Genomic DNA, 16,965 nt, shown 5'->3' with positions numbered 1-16,965 from the left:
TGGTGGGGCAGGACCTCGGGGAATTAGGTTCTGGCTCAGGTTCTGTGGTGCGGCAACGCTGAAGAAGCTGTGTCTGAGGCTTGTATGACAAAGTGCACCGGCCTTGGGTGGGTTCTGATTTCTGAGATCCGTGCAGTCAGGGGCTTGTCGCTTCGGGCGGGACTGCCCGAAGCGACGGGGCGGATGCCGATGTCGTCCATATGTGTGGTCCAGCTGGGTAAGCCGAACAGGGCAGCGGGATGATCTTGGATCCCTCAGTGCTCGTCGTCACCTTGGGGCCCAGTCGTCGTTGGTGCATCCGCGGTTTAAGCGGCGCCCGTCTTGTCGTTGATCTGGAAGGTGATGACGTCGACTTCGTCGGTTCCCGCCAGATCTGGGTAGTGGCCCTTGAGGCCTTCCCGGAGCTCGGCTGCGGTCGTCAGCCCCTCGGCTTGGGCGTCCTGGTTGGTGAGGTCGTTGACCAGGCAGTGCCTGATGCCGGTCACCTCTGCCGGCAGGGCGACTTCGGGGTCGCTCTCAAACACCAGCCGTGCCGGCCCGAGCTGGGCGGGGTCCCGGAAGCGGGTGGTCTTGGTCTTGGCGCCGGAGCGGACGACTTCGAGGTAGCGGGGGTTGAACCGGATGATCGGGGGGCCGGCCGTCTCGGGGTCTTGGTAGAGCGATGGGTCGAGACCGTTCATGCCCGCCTCGGGGGTCCATCGCTGAACCAGCGGCATCAGGTCGGCGGCGAGAACGGACCTGAGCCCCGCGGGCGTGGGCACGATGACGCGCATGGTGGGGTAGTAGTCCACAAAGATCTGCCGATCGCGCCCGCACGGGCCGATGACCCCGCGTCCGTGGTTTCCCACGGCGACGATGCAGCGCATCTGGCGGGCGCCCTGGGCTCGCGCGGCTCCCAGAGCCACGAGTTCGGCGCAGGGTCCGCCAGTGAAGTGATAGAGGTTCACGCCAGTGAACATCCGGTAGTCGGCGGCCATGACCGCGGCGCCCACCGTGTGGATCCCATCTTCGTTGGGCCCGGCGTCGGTATGCGCGTCTATGGTGCGGCGTGCCAGCTCCGCGAGCTCACGCTCGTCATCATCGAGAGCTCGTGCAGATGACGGTACGTACACCTTTTTTTTTTAACCTTCCCTTCCGTCAGCAGTCGCCCAAGAGCATTCCACGCTATGCAGGTGGGCTCCACAGGGTTTCGGCTTACCTTCGCTGGATTCCTATGGTGGTCCCGTGGGCAGGGGCGGAGCGCCCCGGCTGAGGCTGGTCGTGGTCACGGACGACGATCCCGGGCCGCGGCTCTGCCGTGGCTGTGGTGGCCCATTGATGCCGACGTTGAAGGCGGCGGCGGTGTTCTGCTCGTCGGTGTGCCGTTCGCGGCACTGGCGGCGGATGCGGCGGGCAGGCGCGAGGGCCCAGGCGGTGCAAAGTGATAGGACGGCCACTTGCCCGGAGTGTGGGGTGTCCTGGACGGTTGGCGTCGAGCGTGCCTCCTCGGCAACGTACTGCTCTCCCGCCTGTCGCAAACGGGCCTGGCACAGACGGCGCGCGAAGCCGGGCGGGGTATGAGGCCGCGCATCCGGCGGCCACTTCGCCGCTTCACGCGCCGGGACCGCGCGCTCTGTTCGACGGCCCCAGGACGCCGGATGGTGCCAAGTAGCGGGCTTCTGGGGTGAGTTGGCGGCACACAAGGGTGCTGCACCCGGGCCCGTGGGGGTGGTGTCCGGATGCCCGCGATGGTCGGCAGTGTGACCCGGGAACGCTACGACGAGCTGGTCAAGCTGGGCAGGGACTGGGTCGCCACCATGAGCAGCGTTCAGTGGCGTCTCGGTGACGCGGCTCTCGTATGGGGGTGCGAATCCGTCCGGGAAGGACGACCTGTTCCCCGTCAGCGAGGCCATCCGGCTGTTCGCCGAAGACGTCGGCCTGGCCTATACGACAGTCCGCAGCTACCGGTGGGTGTTCACGCGCTGGCCGACCGAGCACCGGCGGGCGGACGTCTCGCACACCATCCACAAGATCCTGGCCAGCATCCCCGATGAGCAGGAGCTTTGGGAGATCGCGGCCGAGGCACTCACAGAGGTGTACTTCCAGGACGGCGGCCGTCGCGCCGGAGGCTTCGGAGAAGTCCGCTTCACGGATGTCGGGCACCTCGGGTTCGAGCTGTGGCGGCTGTGTCTGGAACTGCCCGCGCCCGTGGTGTGACTGAGCACTTCGGTTGGCCGGTGAGTGTGTGAGTCGGCCGCTTGAGGCGGTTGCGTCGATTTTGTCGCCCGAGACGTTGAAGTTCATGACTTTCAGTGGTTGATCCGTGTGTTTCCCCGTCAGGTCCCCTCGCGTCATCGTGTGGTGAGGCGTTGCACATCATGACGATGAACGGGATGCAGCCGGATCGGCGGCGGCCCGCAGCCTTTGGAGATTCTTCGCCGCCGCTGGGTACGGCGGCCTTCCTCACCGCCTTCGCCGCTCGGTGGCGCAGCAGGTGGTGGTCCACCGGGCGCAGGTGGGCCGTCGCGGCGGGCCTGTGCCTGGCGGACTTCGCCGTGGCGCGATCGTCACGTTGACGGGCGCCGGTGCGGTCGCCGACCTGGTGGGACATCTCGTCGAATGGGCGATGCGGGGCTGCGTCCTGGGGTGGCGGTGGGAGCACGGGGCGGCTTCGGGCCTCCGGCTTCTGCTGCTCGGCTGCTGTCGTGCGGGCAGGGTGGCGTGGAGTGTCCTGGCCGCTTGCGTCCCGGGTCTGGTGATGTCGCTCGTGGCGGTGGTGTGGGCGGCCTGTCTGTCCCTGTCGGGGGTCATCGGCTTGGTGTCGCGCGGTCGTTGCCCGGGCTGCTGGCGGTGGTGGTCGGTGGCCGGCCTGCCTCGACTTGATAGTCAGTCATGCGATATATATCGGTGTCATGACGAATGGGGAGGGGAGGCAGCCGATGCGGGAGCCGACGTTGTTGTTGATGGCCGCGCTGGCGGGCGAGCCCCGGCACGGGTACGCGCTGATCGCCGAGGTCTGGCAGATGTCGCAGGGGCGGGTACGGCTGCGGGCGGGCACGCTCTACGGAGCGTTGGACCGGCTGCTGGAGCAAGGACTGGTGCGGGTGGAACGGGAAGAGGTCGTCGAGGGGCGGGCCCGGCGGGTGTATGCGCTCACCGAGCCCGGCGCGGCTGCGCTGGACGCCGAGGTGCAGCGGATGGAGACGGTGGCCCGCGAGGCTCGCCGCCGGCTGGGAGGCCTCTCGGGCGGTGCGCAGGGAGTCACGGCATGAGCGCCGTCCTGCTGCGCCTGGCTGTCCGGGTTCATCCGGCCCGGTACCGCGCCGAGTTGGGCGATGAGCTGGAGGACGCGGCGCGCGCGGCGGCGGTCGGCCGCGGGCCTGCCGCCCACCTGGCCGAAGCGGCCTCGCTGGCCGCGCACGGACTGCGGCTGAGGACGGGTATGGGCGCCGAGAGCCCGCGAGGGCGCACCCTCGCCGTTCTCGTCCCCTTCGCTCTGGCGCTCAGTGTGGCGGGGGACCTGGCGTTTCGTCTGCTGCAGGCGGACATGTTCCGCCGTGTGCTGAGCTGGGACCAGATGCAGCAGACCTTCGGCATCTACCAGGCGCTCGCGGGCACCGTCCTGGCGACGCTCGCGTTCACCGCGCTGTTGAGGGGCAGGGTGGCCGCTGCTCGCGGCCTGGGCACGGCCGGCGCGGTGGCCACCGCGTGGTCGGGGGCCGCGTCCGTGGTCCACGCCCACACCCACCAGGGCTCCGTGCTGTGGCTGGTCGCCGGGACGGCAGGCCCGCTGCTGGCGTGTGCGCTGCTGTGGGCGGCCCCGCTGCGGCTCACGCCTCGGCCGGGCGAGCGTACGGCCTGGTCCGCGGTGGCCGTCGGGCTGCTGGCCCTGGCGGTGCTGGACAAGGTGCCCGGCTCGAACGTCTGGGGCGTGACGGATCTCGCCCTGCTGCTTGCCGGCGGCCTGGCGGCCCCGCGCACCCGCCCGGCCGCGACGGCCGGCCTGGTGGCCCTGCTGCCGCTGTATCCCGTGGCGGCCTTCCAGCTCTGCAGGCAGACGGGCCTCGTCTTCACCGCCCGCATCGAGGCGGGCGCGGCCCTGGCGCTCGTGGCGGCCGTGCTGGTGTTCTGCGCCCGGGGCGTGACGGCGCCCAAGCGCCCACAGCGCGCTGCCCGCGCGGAGCAGGCGTGCGGGGACGCAGGAGACGGACCCGTCCCCTCCTGACCTGTGCCGCCTGCGACGGGTGGTCCGCCGGGAAACGGCGGGCCACCGGTCGTCCGGCGCCAGACAGTGCGGCGTCATCGTCTCTCTCGTCCGCGGCTGAGGTGATCACGACGGACAACCGCACCCGCCCCCGATCCGAAAGCGTCTCCTGCGCGCTGCCTCGTCTGCCGCGGTTCGCGCTGCGGCCGCAGCCGGCGGCTCGATGCTCGTCGCCTTTGCCGGATGGCGGTTGCGCCGGAGCGGAGGGAGCTCGCCGGCACGCATCGTGCGGCGCTGTCGGTGCAGATGACGACGCTGCGCCTGTTCGCGGGCGCTCGCCGGCCGATTGCGGGTGCGCTCGGCCGACGGGCTGCTGGAGAAGGTGCACACGGCCCGGCGCGATCCCTGCGACGTCTGCCGCATCTGGGTATGTCGCAGCGGCACCCGGCAGTGGATCGGGGCCCCGTGGACCCGTATGCCATGGTCCGGGCGCCGTTCGCGGACTTCGCCTGGCGCCACGCACGCCGGCTCCTCGCGGACCGGGGCGCAGACAGCACCGGCGAGAGCGCCGTCGCCGGGGTCCTGGCCGGCCTGCTTCGCCATTGGGGCGTCCCGCCGGCCGGTTCCGCTCAGAAGCGGTGTCATATCCCCTTTTCCGCTGGTCACAGCGCCATGGGTGGTGGGGGCACTCCCGTTTGCCGTTCGGCTGGGCGTCGTTGGACGGGTAGCCGAACGGCAGTAGAGGGACCTTCAGGCGGCTGCCGCGAGAGTGGCTGGGACCGCCTTGGTGCTGGCGGTGCAAGCGGCGGGCCATGAGGGTGATGGACGCCGACCGGATGTGGGCTTCGGCGTGAGACATCAGACGCTCGTGGTGCCTTGCGTTGCGCCGGGCGCCGGCGCTCGGGGTTGCGGGGGCCCGGGAGACGAGAATCTTGCGGGAAGCGGCACCAGCGGCCGAGGTTGCGCGGCCCCTGCCGTCCGGACGCTGTTCGTCCTGCGGGACGCACGCTTTCCGGAGTTCACGGGCGAGCTGATCGACATCCTGGAAACCCGCAGTCCCTGGGGCGGACGCCACAGTAGGCCTGGAGACGACAGGGCGAAGAGTCCGCGACCGCATGCGCCGACGCGGCAGCCCAGAACCACAGCAGTTCGCACAGAACGGCGTCACTTGCCATCTTCGCCTCCGCAACCGCGCCGTCCCGTTCGGCCCGGAACCGGCGGACGGACCGGAGTCCTCGTCCCAACAGGCCCCCGACCCGGACTCCTGGTACACCGGCCGTCCGCGGCGGCCCCCGGGCCCCCGGATCCGGCACCGATGGCAGCCCCCGCCTGCCTCCCCGCCGCCTTCGCGTCGAAGGCTCGCCCTGGTCAGACGCGGACGGTGAAGACGGTGCGGGCGGCCGGCCGGGTGCAGAGCACCGAGAATGCCCCGGACCTGATCGCTGATGCCCTCGGCGCCGCTCTGGCCGAGCACCCCGGCGATGCGGAGGCCGCGACCGCCGCCCTGGCCAAGCGGGCCGTCCCGAACGCGGTGATCCTGCTCGACGCCACCCGCAAGGGCGGCCGCTGCGACATCGTCGCCCACCCCTGGATCCCCGACATCCTGCGCAGACAAAGTGCGAAGGGCGCCGACCGGATCTGGCAGGCCCGCCCGAAGCGGACCCGCCCGGAACTGCCCGCAGGCCGGCATGAGGTGACCAGCCTCGACATCAACGGCGCCTGCCTGTCCGCCCTCAAGACCCACCTGCCGGTCGGCCGACTTGAGCACGGCACGGGCAACGTCCATGACCGGCGCCGCGCCGGTGTCCACCTGATCACCGCGCCCGCCTGGGAGCACCACACCGTTCTGCCGGACCCTTTGGGCGACCGCGACGAGGACGGACCGCTGTGGGTCACCGAACCCACCCTGCCCCTCCTGCTGCGTCTGTCCGGCCCGAAGTACGGGCTGGGCGAGGCGCCGGTGATCCATGAGTCGTTCACGTCGGGGGCGACCGAGGGCCGCCTGGAGAAGTTCCGGATCACGCTCAAGGACGCCCACGGGGGAGTACGTGAAGGCGATGGGCTACCTCGACTTCCTCGACCTGGTCCTGTCCGAGGAACTCGCCGTCCGTGACGGCCGCCGCTTCCGCCAAGGCCTGCGACTCTCCCGGTTGCCGCACCACAAGAGACTCGATGAGTACGACTTTGAGGTGACTTCCGTGGTGTGGACACTCTGACAATGGATCTTGTAGGTGCGAGGAAGGGTGTCCTGGTGGGGCGGAAGTCTCCGTATCCGGTGGAGTTCAGGAACGACGCGGTGGCGTGGTACCGCGCTGCGGGCGGGAAGCGGCCCTATGCCGAGGTCGCCGCGGACGTCGGTGTGCCCGGCGGGACGCTGCGCAGTCGGGTCCGGCAGGCCGACGAGGTCGCGGGCCGTGAGCAGGTCCGCGGTGACGGGGCGGGGGCGGATCGGGGCGAGGAACTGGCGAGGCTGCGGACCGGGCTCGGCCGACTGCGCAAGGCCGAGAAGGAGTGGGAACGCGTGCGGGAGATCCTGCGCCGGGCGGCCCGGTATTTCGCCAAGGAGATGAGGGCATGTCCGGCCGCTGGGGCTTCGTCTCCGTCCACCGGGCCGACTTCGGCGTGCAGCGGATATGCCGGGTCCTTGAGGTCTCGCGCCCGGGCTGCTGCCGGTGGCTTGCCGGCGCAAAGGCCCGACAGGCCCGTCGGGCGGCCGACGACGCCCTGGTCGAGGAGATCCGCGAGATCCATGCCGATCACAAGGGCATGTACGGAGCCCGCCGGGTCCATGCCGAGCTGCGGGGCCTCGGACACACCGTCAACCGCAAGCGCGTGGAACGGCTGATGCGTGTCGACGGGGTCGAGGGCCGCCGTCTGCGGCGGCGCGAACGCACCACTGTCCCGGACCGGCTCGCACCACTGTCCCGGACCTGATCAACCGCGTGTTCCGTGCGGGGCAGCTCGACGAGAAGTGGTGCGGCGACATCACATGCGTGCGGGTCGGTGGCACGTGGCTGTATCCGGCCTGCGTTCTGGACATCTGTTCACGCCGGGTGCTCGGCTGGTCGATGGCCACCCGCATGCGGACCGAACTGGTCGTCGGCGCGCTGAAGACGGCGGTGGCGACCCGAGGCGGCGGCGTGGCCGGGGTGATCTTCCACGCGGACAGGGGGTCGCGATACACCTCGGACGCGTTCGCCCAGGTCTGTCAGGGTTTTGGGATCCGCAGGAGCATGGGCCGCCTCGGGTCGAGTCACGACAACGCCCTCGCCGAGAGTTTCTGGCAGGGGCTGAAGAGGGAGACGATGCACCAGAGGCTCTTCACGACGACGAACCAGGCCGGGCTGGAACTCTTCCAGTGGTGGACGTAACTACGACGCGCGAAGGCGCCACAGCTCGCTCGGCTGCCTCTCACCCGTCGAGTTCGAACGGCAGCACCAGACAGAACGCAGACTCGCACGCGCGGCATGAACCCCGTGTCCGCACTCCGGGGGTCACCTCACCACCACCCGCGCCATAGGGCGCACGCCCTCTTGGGCACTCACCGGCCGGGCTCCTCCGAGGATCCGGATTCAGCCTCTACGCCGACGTCCGTCTCCCGGCCGACCCGCGCCGCTGCGCCCGGACCCGGGCGCTCGCCACCCGTGCCTCACTGGCGGTCGACGTCGGCACCATCCAACACGACAAGCGTCTGAGGCGGTCGCGCGCGAACGGCCGAACGTCACGAGGGCGATATCATCACAAAAGCGGCAAGCCATCTCGCCCGACCGCGTAGAAGATGGCACCGTCACTGCGTGTGAAAACGATCGGAACCGGACAGACCGACCACTGTGTGCGCTGGAGGCTGCTGCTGGCCAGCGCCACCATGCTCTTCGTCGAGCTGGCGCTGATCAGATGGGCGGGCGCCAACGTCGTCCACCTCAGCTACTTTTCGAACTTCATCCTGCTGGGGTCGTTCCTGGGTATCGGCATCGGGTTCCTGATCCCCGCCCCGCGCGGGCAGTGGCTCACACGCTGGGTACCGGTTCCGCTCGCGCTTCTCGTCATTCTGGTACGCGCCTTTCCGGTGCAGGTGCGTCAGAGCAGCGGCCAGGTCATCTACTTCACCGCCGTGAAGACCTCCGGCTTGCCCGAGTGGGTGACGCTGCCGGCCATCTTCCTGCTCACCGCGCTGGTCATGACCGCGATCGGCAAGATCACCGCCGATTTCTTCCGCCGGCTTCCCTCGCTCGACGCCTACCGCTACGACCTGCTCGGCAGCATCACCGGCTCGGTGTCCTTCGCCCTGCTGTCCTGGCTGCGCACTCCGTCGGTCGTATGGGGCGTACTCGCCGCCGCAGCCCTGCTCGTTCTCGGCGGACGGCGCAACACCCTGCGTTACGGCGTCCCCCTCGCGGCGATGGTCGCTGTGCTGTTCGTGGAGACGACGACGGCCGGCATCTCCTGGTCGCCCTACTACAAGATCCAGGTCACGCCCGAGACATCCACCACCGGGGGATACCGCATCTCCGCCAACGGTGTTCCGCACCAGAGCATCGCGCCGCTCCCGGTGCTGATGCAGAAGAACTCGCCCTATCGGCAGCCGTACGACCGGACGCCCGGCAATCCGCACAAGCGTGTGTTGGTCATCGGGGCCGGCAACGGCAATGACGTCGCGGTCGCGCTGGCGCACGGAGCGCAGCGCGTGGACGCGGTGGAGATCGATCCCCGGCTGCAGCAGATCGGCGCTCAGTTGCACCCGGCGAAGCCGTACGACGACCCCCGGGTGCACGTCCACATCAACGACGGACGGGCTTTCCTGGAGCGGACGAACGCCAGGTACGACCTCGTCGTCCTGGCGCTGCCGGACTCGCTGACCCTGGTGGCCGGGGCGAGCAATCTGCGCCTGGAGAGCTACCTGTTCACGCAGCAGGCGTTCGAGGCCGCGCGCGATCACCTGGCGCCGAACGGCGCGTTCGCCATGTACAACTACTACCGCACGAGCTGGCTGGTCGACCGCTTCGCCGGCTCCCTCGACGACATCTACGGCCACGCCCCCTGTATGACGACGTTCGGCAAGAACGCGGCCGTGCTGGTGGCCGGGATGACGACCGCCGACCAGTCGTGCGAGCGGATTTGGCAGCCCAGTGGTGCGATCCCGCAGGCCGCGAGCGACGACCATCCTTTCCCGTATCTGCTCCACCGGGACATCCCCACCCTCTACCTGGGTACGCTGGGCGCGATCCTGCTGGTGACGCTCCTGGCGGTACGCCTGGCCGGGGTCCGGATCCGAAGCACGGTCCGCTATGCCGACATGTTCCTGATGGGCGCGGCCTTCATGCTGCTCGAAACGAAGAACGTGATCGGCTTCGCGCTCTACTTCGGTACGACCTGGCTGGTCAACGCCCTGGTCTTCATCGGCGTATTGCTCGCCGTCCTCGCGGCGGTCGAGGTCCGGCGCCGACTGCGGCGGGTCGACCGGCTGCCGCTGCAGCTCCTGCTCTTCGGCACCCTCGCGGCAGCCTGGCTCGTCCCGGCGAACGCCGTGCTCTCGCTGCCCTTCGCCGGACGGCTCGCCGCCGCCATCGCCCTGGCTTTCGCTCCCATCTTCTGCGCCAACCTCATCTTCTCGGACCGCCTCGCGCTCGCCTCCGACCCGACGTCCGCGTTCGGCGCGAACCTGCTGGGCGCCCTGACCGGGGGCGCGCTCGAATACCTCGCGCTGGTGACGGGCTATCAGGCGCTGCTGCTGGTCGTCGCCCTGCTGTACCTGGGGGCGTTCGTCGCCATGCGGTTCGCCGAGCGGGGGCCGGGTGCACGGTCACCGCAGGTGCCGGACGAAACGGTGGCCCTCGACAGCCGGTAGAGACACGACCCCGATGGACGGCACGCCGGCTGAGTGCGCACGGGCCGGCGTACGGCCCGAACAGGCCATGCTGGTCGCCGTGCATGGGACATCGACGGTGCACGGCGAGCGGGACTGCACGGAGCGTGGCTGCGGTGCGGGACCCCCGTGTACCCGCGGACGATGACCCCGCCCAGCCGCAGCGCGCAGAACCTGCGGGAGCTCGCGCACGCGCTGGCCGCCGCGCGGCACGCTCACGCACCGGCCCACTGACCCGGACCGGGGACGCCGTCGACCCTGGTAAGCCGCCGGCAGGCCGACGTGCCGTTCCTGGTGTGCCCGCGTCTGCATCCGGCCGACGGCCGACCGGCGAACCAGATACGTAGTGCCAGGTCGTCGGCACGGAACGGGAGACGGGGCATGGAGCTACGAGGTGCACGGATTGTGGTGCCGGGTGCCACCGGGGAGATCGGGGCGGCGCTCGCCGTACGGCTGCACGCCCTCGGTGCCCGCACGGCGCCGGCCGGACGTGACCGCGAGGCCCTCACCCGTGTCTCGGCGGCGTGCGAGCACGCTCCCGCCCGCACCTTCGACGCCTGGGACGCCGACTCCTGTGCGAAGACCGTCGACTGGGCGGCGGCGGAACTGGGCGGCCTGGACGGCGTCGTCGTATGCGTCGGAGTCGCGGCCTTCGGGCCGGCCGGGGAGGTGGAGGCCGCGACTGTCCGAACACCTGATGGCGGTGAACGCGCCGGCCCCCATGGCGTTCCTGCGGGCCGCCGGGGACCGGTTGCCCGAGGGCGGCGTCCTCGCGGCCGTCACCGGGATCGTCGCCGAGGCGGCACCGGCCCGGATGGCGGACTACGCCGCCGCCAAGGCCGCGCCGGCCACCTGGCTGACGGCGGTCCGCCGCGAGCAGCGACGCCAGGGCGTGACCGTGCTGGAGATCAACCTGCCCCACAGGGACACGGGCTTCGCCGGGCGCGCCGTCGTGGGCCAAGCGCCGCCGCTGCCGCGGGGATTGCCCGTTCCACAGGCAGTGGACGTGATCGTGCGGGCGCTCTGCGAGGGGGCGAGACTTGTGCGTCCCGGCAGTGGTGCGGCGCTCGAAGTGGTGCGGTAGGGCGGACATGCCGAGGAGACGTCTCGCGTACGGTTCTTCGTCCCACGGCGCCCGGCCCGCGCAGGCGTTGACCCCGCTGGCTCCGCGTGCGGTGCGGCGCGTGCTGTTCCCCCAGCGCTGGCGGGACCTGGTGTTCCTGCACCGGGCCGCCGACCCGTTCGAGGTGGCCCGGCTGCTGCCGGCCGGCACCGTGCCCGACCTCCACCAGGGCCGGGCGTACGTCGGCCTGGTCTTCTTGCGCATGGACGACCTCGCCTTCGGCCGGACGCCGGCCCTGCCGTACCTGGGGAGCTTCGGTGAGGTCGACGCCCGCCTGTACAGCCGCGACGCCACGGGACGGCGCGGGGTGGTGTTCCGTTCGCTCGACTGCGACCGACTGCTGCCCGTACTGACGGCCCGCGGCGCGTTCGGCCTGCCCTACCGGTGGTCCCGCATCCACAGCCAGTGGTTCGACAGCCGCCTGCTGTACCGCACGGTCGGCGCCAGGGTGCGCGAGCCGGGGCACGGGTGTGGCTGGACGTGGCGGACGAGCCGGTGGCGGCCACGCCGCTGGAGGAGTTCCTCACCCAGCGCTGGGGGCTGCACGAGCGGTTCCTCGGGCGCACCTACTACCTGCCCAACGCACACCCCGCCTGGTCCTTCCGCAGGTGCACCCTGCTGGGCCGGGAGGACGACCTGGTCACGGCGGCCGGGCTGTCGAGGCCGCAGGGCGAGCCCGTGGGCGTTGTGTACGCTCCCGGCCTCCCGGTGGTCTTCGGCCCGCCGGTGCCCCGCCCGCACCCGGCACGCGGCCCGGCTGACCTGCCCCGGCACGACGGCGCCGGGATCAGTGTGTCGACTTCCGCCGGCCCATGGCGGCCAGCAGCTCTCCGGCCGCCCACCCGGGCCCCTCCCCGGCCTCGCCCGGCTCGACGAAGGACGCGGACCCGGCGCCCCGCCCGAAGGCATCGCTCCCTACCGGCCCGCACCCGACGAGGACGGCCGGCGGTGCGAGGCGCTGAAGCGGCTCTACCGGGACGGGACACGCCCCGACGCCCTCGATCTCCGGGACCGTGAACTTCCCGTGCTGCCGTGCGTGGGCCGGCTGCATCCGGTCAAGCAGCAGGACCTCCTGGTCCGGTCCTGGCCGGCGACGGGCGCCCACCACACCACGACCCTCGTCCTCATCGGCAACAGCCCCGGCACCGGCACCGCCGTAAAGGACGACATCCGCCGCCGCATCGACACCCTCCTCGCCCCGTACCCGCAGGCCGCACGCCGCCTGGCGCTGCTGCCGGCCCTGCCGAACACCGAGGTACGCCGACGCCAGCGTGCCCTGGCACAGCGCACGGCCGACGCCTGCTGCTGGTACGTCCGCCCGAGCGCGAAGGAGGAGTTCGGGACAGCGGTCCTGGAGGCGATGGACGCCGGCCTTCCCGCCGCCGGTCCGCGCCGCGGGAAAGTCGCGCGCTACCTCCGCGACCAGGTCAACGCCCCTCCTGATGGACACATCCGGCCAGGCGGGCCTGATGCGGGGCCTACGTCGGGTCGCCGCCACCTCTGTCGACGACCGGCGCCGTTACGCGGCTGTGGGCAGGAAGCTGGTCGCCGAGCGGTTCTCCGTGACGCATGGCGGACGAACCGGCCGCCGAGTACTCCACCCTGCACACCGGCTGACCAGTGTGCGCAGGGGCCGCGACGAGGGGGGTGAGGCCGAGCGGCGGCTCGGCCTCACCACAGCAGGGTGCCCGGCCCGCCCTTGAACGGCCCGCGCACCTCTGAGGTGATCCAGCCGCCGTAGAAGTCGCCCTCCTGCGCCGTGACGGCCTCTTCGGCGACCGTGCAGCGGTCCATGCGGCTTGGGTAGAAGGCGAAGTAGTCCTTGAGGGCCGTGAAGCCGGGTTCGGGACGGGGATAGCTCCAGGCGGCGTCGGCGCGTACGTCGTCTGCTACGACGACGTCCCAGCACCGGGCCGAGCCCTTCCACTCGCACCAGGTCCGGCCCGAGAGCGCCGGGATCAGCAGCTCCGTACGGACGTCCGCCGCAGGGATGTAGAACACCGGCGGATGACTGGTCTCCAGTACCCGCACGGACTTCCGGGTCTCCGCCACCACCTGGCCCGCGCACTCGACCCGCACGACGCGGTCGTCCTCCCGTACGGCGGGCGGGCGCGGGTAGTCCCAGACGGACTCGGGCGGCCGTGGGGCGGAATGCGGCACGGGTTGTTCCGAGAGCGGATCCAGGTACACCTCGTCCTCGTAGCACCAGGCCCACTCCTGGCCGCGGGCCAGGGCGCGGGCCACCGGGTGGCCGCTGGAGTCGAAGTGCGTCGTCGCGTGAGCGCCGGGAGAGCTGTCGCTGCAGCCCACATGGCCGCAGGTCAGGCAGAGCAGCAGCTCGGCCGGCGCACGTTCGCGTGCCGCGCACGTCGTGCATGTCTCACTCAGCGGCGCCGGTTCGGCCGTCCAGGTGTGGGAACAGGGCCTCCCCGAGGGCCGTCCGCCGTCCTGCCGGGGCGCCCACTTCGTCATCGGTGATCACCGGCCGGTGCAGTGCTGTCCACGATCTCTCCTTTGCCGTCCCTCGTCTCGCCCCTTGCTTCACCCCCACCCCGCGCAGGGGATGCAGGCGGCGGGCAAGCGCGCCGCCGTTCAGCGGGGCCGGCGAGTGCCGTCGTGCCGGTGTCGGCCGGGTCGATCGGAGCAGGCCGCCCAGCTGGCGAGGAGCTTGAGCCGGACCTCGTCGGGGCATCGCCCACGGCGACGGTACGCTCGTCGCCGCCGAGTTCCCGGGTTGGGGCCTGCCGGAGAAGGTCCGCGACGTGCTCGGAGGCCGCTTCGACGTACTTCTCGCCGAAACCGGCGTGGACACCCGTGGTCGAACGGGCACCTCAGGGCTGTGCAGTGTGCAGCCGCGGGGCCGGTGGCCGGGACATGGGTTTCCTGCCCTCTTTCTGCGGCCGGGGCGAAGGTTTCCGTCGGCACGGTGGTTGGGTTGGGGGGCTCTCAGCCTGTTGTGAGCAGGTTTGTCAGTTCGGGTTCCCAGTCGATGTGTCCGGACTCCGTGCCCCGTGGCACAAGCGCCTGTGTGTCTTCCAGGAAGGCTTTGATGTCCTGTGCGGGGGCCTCGAGCAGGGCGGTGTCGGCGGGAGTTCCGAGGGCGATGTAGATGGCTTGGTCGCCCCGGTCGGCGGTCGGCCAGATTCGGATGTTGCCGCAGCCTGCGGAGCTTGTCAGGCCGTCGGCCAGAAGGTCGCGCCCCAGGACCCATTCGGCCAGTTCGTCGGTGTCGATGGAGAAGACGGCACGGACGACGTAGGGATCGGTGGGCTCGTAGCGCAGATTCACACGCATGGGCAGTGTGTATGTGCGCGCGACGACGAGCTGTACGGCCACCCTCCGTATCACGGTCTTCGCAGAATCCATCGGCTTCTTCCTCCTGCCTCGGCGACGGTCAGCGACCGCTGGTCTCGTCCCGGCCGTCGCGGTGCCGGCCACGGATCTTGCCCCGGGAGCAGCCGTTTGAGCTGGTAGCCGGCTCCTTACGTGTCCCGGCCTCCTCGGGCTCTTTGCCGTAAAGATCAGTTGCACCGGCCGGCAACTCGGCAGCGTTCCTTACGCGCTCACTGACCATTCCCTCTCGGTGTCGCGTTCGGATTCACCACTCACGGCTCGCGCGTACTCCTTGAAGGCATCGGCCACGGCCGCGTCGAGCAGTTCTGGTTGACCGTGAAGTCGTCGGAAAGGAACCGGGGCCCGCCTTTGCTCGTCCCGCGACGGTGCGAAGGCCGCCAGCAGCTCCACGGATCTTGGCAGGGATCCGCCGCGCGGGCCGAATGAATGTCCGGCCGATTCCGGCACGACGGCGTTGGGGCCGCTGCCGCTGCGGGGCCGACACTGCCGGTCACCGACGAGGTGTACGGGCGGCTGCCGAAGACGGCGTGGACCGCTCGCCGGGGAATGGCGCAACGGTCCGCCACGCACACGGTTCGCCGACTGGCCCGGGCCTGGGCGGGACAGAGCCCGGGCTGCAGGGCCGCAGCTGGATCGGATGGATGCTTGAGCTGACCCGATTCGAACGGGACGTCAGCACGTTGAAGGCGCAGTGGTGAACTGCGGATACGACCGGACGCGGACCGCCTCGGCCTGGACGGCCTTCGTGGACCACACCGGACGTCGGCAGACCGCCTGAGGTGAGAAGGGCTTTCTCCGCCACGGCGTCATCTCGCCGTGTGTGCCCCGTGTGAGCTCGCTCGGCGCGGCCGCGAGGCGGGCGGTGAACGGCCGGACGCCCTGGACATGGATCCGGGGCGCCGTGGTCTCACTGTCTACCGTTCACTTTTCGGGCGCGGGGTTTGGTGGGGTGGTCACAGGTCCATCCATGGGCGGGGTGTGCCGCCGGTGAGCGGTGTCCATACGTCGCTGGCGGGTCCGTGGTGTTCGAGGTCTTCGAGTACGGCGGCGGCGAGGGGGACTTCGCGGGCGAGGGCGGCGACGAGCGGATGCTGGGCGGTCATCGCCTGTAGATCGCTGATCCGGTTGTCCAGTCTGGTCCGGGAGGCTCCGGTGAGGATGAACAGGACGCGGGGGAAGACCGGATACCGGCGCAGCCATGCAGGCCCTGTCGCGGCGGCTGTTCTGCGGTGGCCGGGGGGCTGGGCCTCGTACGTGAACAGGCGGGCGTACTCGATGAGTTTTACGGCCAGCCGCTCGCTGCTCATCGTGGTGCGGTCGACTTCCACGAAGGCGCGCAGCTTTCGCCGCTGCTCGTTCTCGACGGCCGTGTAGTACATGACCGCGTCGGCGACGACCCGTTCGCCCTCGCCGATGGAGTGGGACACCTCGGGTGTCCAGTCCCAGGGGCCGTGTTCGTGGCCGTGCCGGCGGGCGTCTGCGGCGAAGGCGAGGTGTGCTCGCACGGTGGTGAGGGTGTGGGGGGTCTTCAGTGATGCGGCGGTGGTGGAGGTGATGGGGTAGGGCGGTCGTCCCCGCAGGACGGGGAGGTTGCGGGTCAGTCGGGCGCCTTCGCTGGTCAGGTACCAGGCGCGGGTCCGGTTGGAGGCCGGCAGGACGATGTGGTCCACCAGGCCGTTTCTGCGGAGCTTGTTCAGAGGTGCGGACACGGTCTGCCTGGCTGCGTGGGGTCTGAGGAGTCGGTGGAGCTGTCCTGTGGTGGCCATCCGGTGCAGCCCGAGCGCGGCGAGCAGCTGGTGGGGCAGTGGCTCGGCGGGCTTCGGTACTTGGCCGGGTGGATCGGGCCTGGAAGCGGTACTCACGTGCGTTTCCCCTTCTGCAGCTCGTGCTGTCGGCGCCACCGGTACGGCGTCATGGCGCACCGCCCCGTGGGCGTACTGCGCAGCCACCGTCATCGCCCGCCCACCGACCACGCACTGCCTTCGCGTTGCGCACCGCCGGCACCGACTGCGGCCCCGGCTGCGCACTGGCGCTGGGCCGGGCAGTTCGACGTCGGGCGCCATCGACTGCGCAAGCCGCGTCTGCGCACTGGTCTCGTCGGCTGTGCTGCTGCGCAACCGGGTGCTGACGAGCATCTGTGCATAGCCATCTGGGTCGGCGGGGGTTGCGGTGCGCACGACGGTGGGCTTGACCACGGGGGGTGTTACGGCGGTGGTCGGGGTGGAGGTGACGGTGACGGTCAGGGCGATGGGGCCGGCTGCGATGACGGTCCCAAGCGCCGTGCGTGAGGTGTACGCGGTGGCGCATCGCCTTCAGCCGGGTGTCGGCCGCCGTCGGAGCAGTGGCCTCGGTCTGTGAGGCCTGCGTGCCTGGAGGCATGGTCGAACTCTCAGGTCAGAACGGATGTTGCCGACCTAGAGAAAATGCGTCGACCCCGACCCG

Annotated in this window: 9 protein-coding genes and 7 pseudogenes; 11 read left to right on the top strand and 5 right to left on the bottom strand. The window is 70.7% G+C overall.

Annotation, left to right across the window (positions count from 1 at the left end; all coding sequences use genetic code 11):
- Positions 1–305: 305 nt before the first annotated feature.
- Positions 306–1,112: an ASCH domain-containing protein gene (locus tag ACZ7OY_RS42280; protein WP_472250822.1), complete on the bottom strand. Its 807-nt coding sequence runs from the start codon at positions 1,110–1,112 to the stop codon at positions 306–308.
- A 709-nt stretch (positions 1,113–1,821) separates the two neighbouring features.
- Between ACZ7OY_RS42280 and ACZ7OY_RS42275 the strand changes: the two are divergent.
- The 11 genes and pseudogenes from ACZ7OY_RS42275 to ACZ7OY_RS42225 form a co-directional block, all read left to right on the top strand.
- Positions 1,822–2,016: pseudogene (locus tag ACZ7OY_RS42275) on the top strand (DUF6192 family protein); the annotation flags it as partial.
- A gap of 902 nt (positions 2,017–2,918) precedes the next feature.
- On the top strand, positions 2,919–3,251 hold the full coding sequence (locus tag ACZ7OY_RS42270) for a PadR family transcriptional regulator (protein ID WP_472250821.1): 333 nt from the start codon (positions 2,919–2,921) through the stop codon (positions 3,249–3,251).
- Positions 3,248–4,204, top strand: coding sequence for a hypothetical protein (locus tag ACZ7OY_RS42265; RefSeq protein WP_472250820.1), 957 nt, complete (start codon positions 3,248–3,250; stop codon positions 4,202–4,204). The genes ACZ7OY_RS42270 and ACZ7OY_RS42265 overlap by 4 nt, the downstream gene beginning before the upstream one ends.
- 1,162 nt (positions 4,205–5,366) lie before the next feature.
- A pseudogene (locus tag ACZ7OY_RS42260) lies at positions 5,367–6,242 on the top strand (transcriptional regulator); the annotation flags it as partial.
- Positions 6,241–6,369: pseudogene (locus ACZ7OY_RS42255) on the top strand (ATP-binding protein); the annotation flags it as partial. The pseudogenes ACZ7OY_RS42260 and ACZ7OY_RS42255, both read left to right, overlap by 2 nt.
- A gap of 65 nt (positions 6,370–6,434) precedes the next feature.
- A pseudogene (locus ACZ7OY_RS42250) lies at positions 6,435–7,654 on the top strand (IS3 family transposase).
- A gap of 325 nt (positions 7,655–7,979) precedes the next feature.
- Positions 7,980–10,028 (top strand): spermine/spermidine synthase domain-containing protein, encoded by a 2,049-nt coding sequence (locus ACZ7OY_RS42245; protein ID WP_472250819.1) that lies wholly within the window; start codon positions 7,980–7,982, stop codon positions 10,026–10,028.
- Positions 10,029–10,427: 399 nt separating this feature from the next.
- Positions 10,428–10,673: pseudogene (locus ACZ7OY_RS42240) on the top strand (SDR family NAD(P)-dependent oxidoreductase); the annotation flags it as partial.
- Positions 10,674–10,743: 70 nt separating this feature from the next.
- Positions 10,744–11,130, top strand: a complete 387-nt coding sequence (locus ACZ7OY_RS42235) for an SDR family oxidoreductase (protein WP_472250831.1) — start codon at positions 10,744–10,746, stop codon at positions 11,128–11,130.
- A gap of 7 nt (positions 11,131–11,137) precedes the next feature.
- A pseudogene (locus tag ACZ7OY_RS42230) lies at positions 11,138–12,186 on the top strand (YqjF family protein).
- 7 nt (positions 12,187–12,193) lie between these two features.
- The gene (locus ACZ7OY_RS42225) at positions 12,194–12,820 is read left to right on the top strand and encodes a glycosyltransferase (RefSeq protein ID WP_472250818.1); all 627 of its coding nucleotides are present in this window, start codon (positions 12,194–12,196) and stop codon (positions 12,818–12,820) included.
- Between the two features lie 20 nt (positions 12,821–12,840).
- Here ACZ7OY_RS42225 and ACZ7OY_RS42220 read toward each other — a convergent pair whose 3' ends face one another.
- The 4 genes and pseudogenes from ACZ7OY_RS42220 to ACZ7OY_RS42205 form a co-directional block, all read right to left on the bottom strand.
- On the bottom strand, positions 12,841–13,359 hold the full coding sequence (locus tag ACZ7OY_RS42220; RefSeq protein WP_472250829.1) for a DUF427 domain-containing protein: 519 nt from the start codon (positions 13,357–13,359) through the stop codon (positions 12,841–12,843).
- Positions 13,357–13,641, bottom strand: a pseudogene (locus ACZ7OY_RS42215) (UBP-type zinc finger domain-containing protein); the annotation flags it as partial. The pseudogene ACZ7OY_RS42215 and the gene ACZ7OY_RS42220, both read right to left, overlap by 3 nt.
- A 474-nt stretch (positions 13,642–14,115) precedes the next feature.
- On the bottom strand, positions 14,116–14,505 hold the full coding sequence (locus ACZ7OY_RS42210; protein ID WP_472250817.1) for an SsgA family sporulation/cell division regulator: 390 nt from the start codon (positions 14,503–14,505) through the stop codon (positions 14,116–14,118).
- A 971-nt stretch (positions 14,506–15,476) separates the two neighbouring features.
- Positions 15,477–16,385, bottom strand: a complete 909-nt coding sequence (locus ACZ7OY_RS42205) for a replication-relaxation family protein (RefSeq protein WP_472250816.1) — start codon at positions 16,383–16,385, stop codon at positions 15,477–15,479.
- Between the last annotated feature and the right edge of the window lie 580 nt (positions 16,386–16,965).

The organism is Streptomyces sp. NPDC107559 (assembly GCF_055657365.1).
Note: the sequence above shows the minus strand (reverse complement) of the source record. Positions and strands in the feature narration are given on the sequence as shown.

Coding starts and splice junctions, on each gene's coding strand:
- ACZ7OY_RS42270 (WP_472250821.1), top strand. CDS start 2,919: ATGCGGGAGCCGACGTTGTTGTTGATGGCCGCGCTGGCGGGCGAGCCC.
- ACZ7OY_RS42265 (WP_472250820.1), top strand. CDS start 3,248: ATGAGCGCCGTCCTGCTGCGCCTGGCTGTCCGGGTTCATCCGGCCCGG.
- ACZ7OY_RS42235 (WP_472250831.1), top strand. CDS start 10,744: ATGGCGGTGAACGCGCCGGCCCCCATGGCGTTCCTGCGGGCCGCCGGG.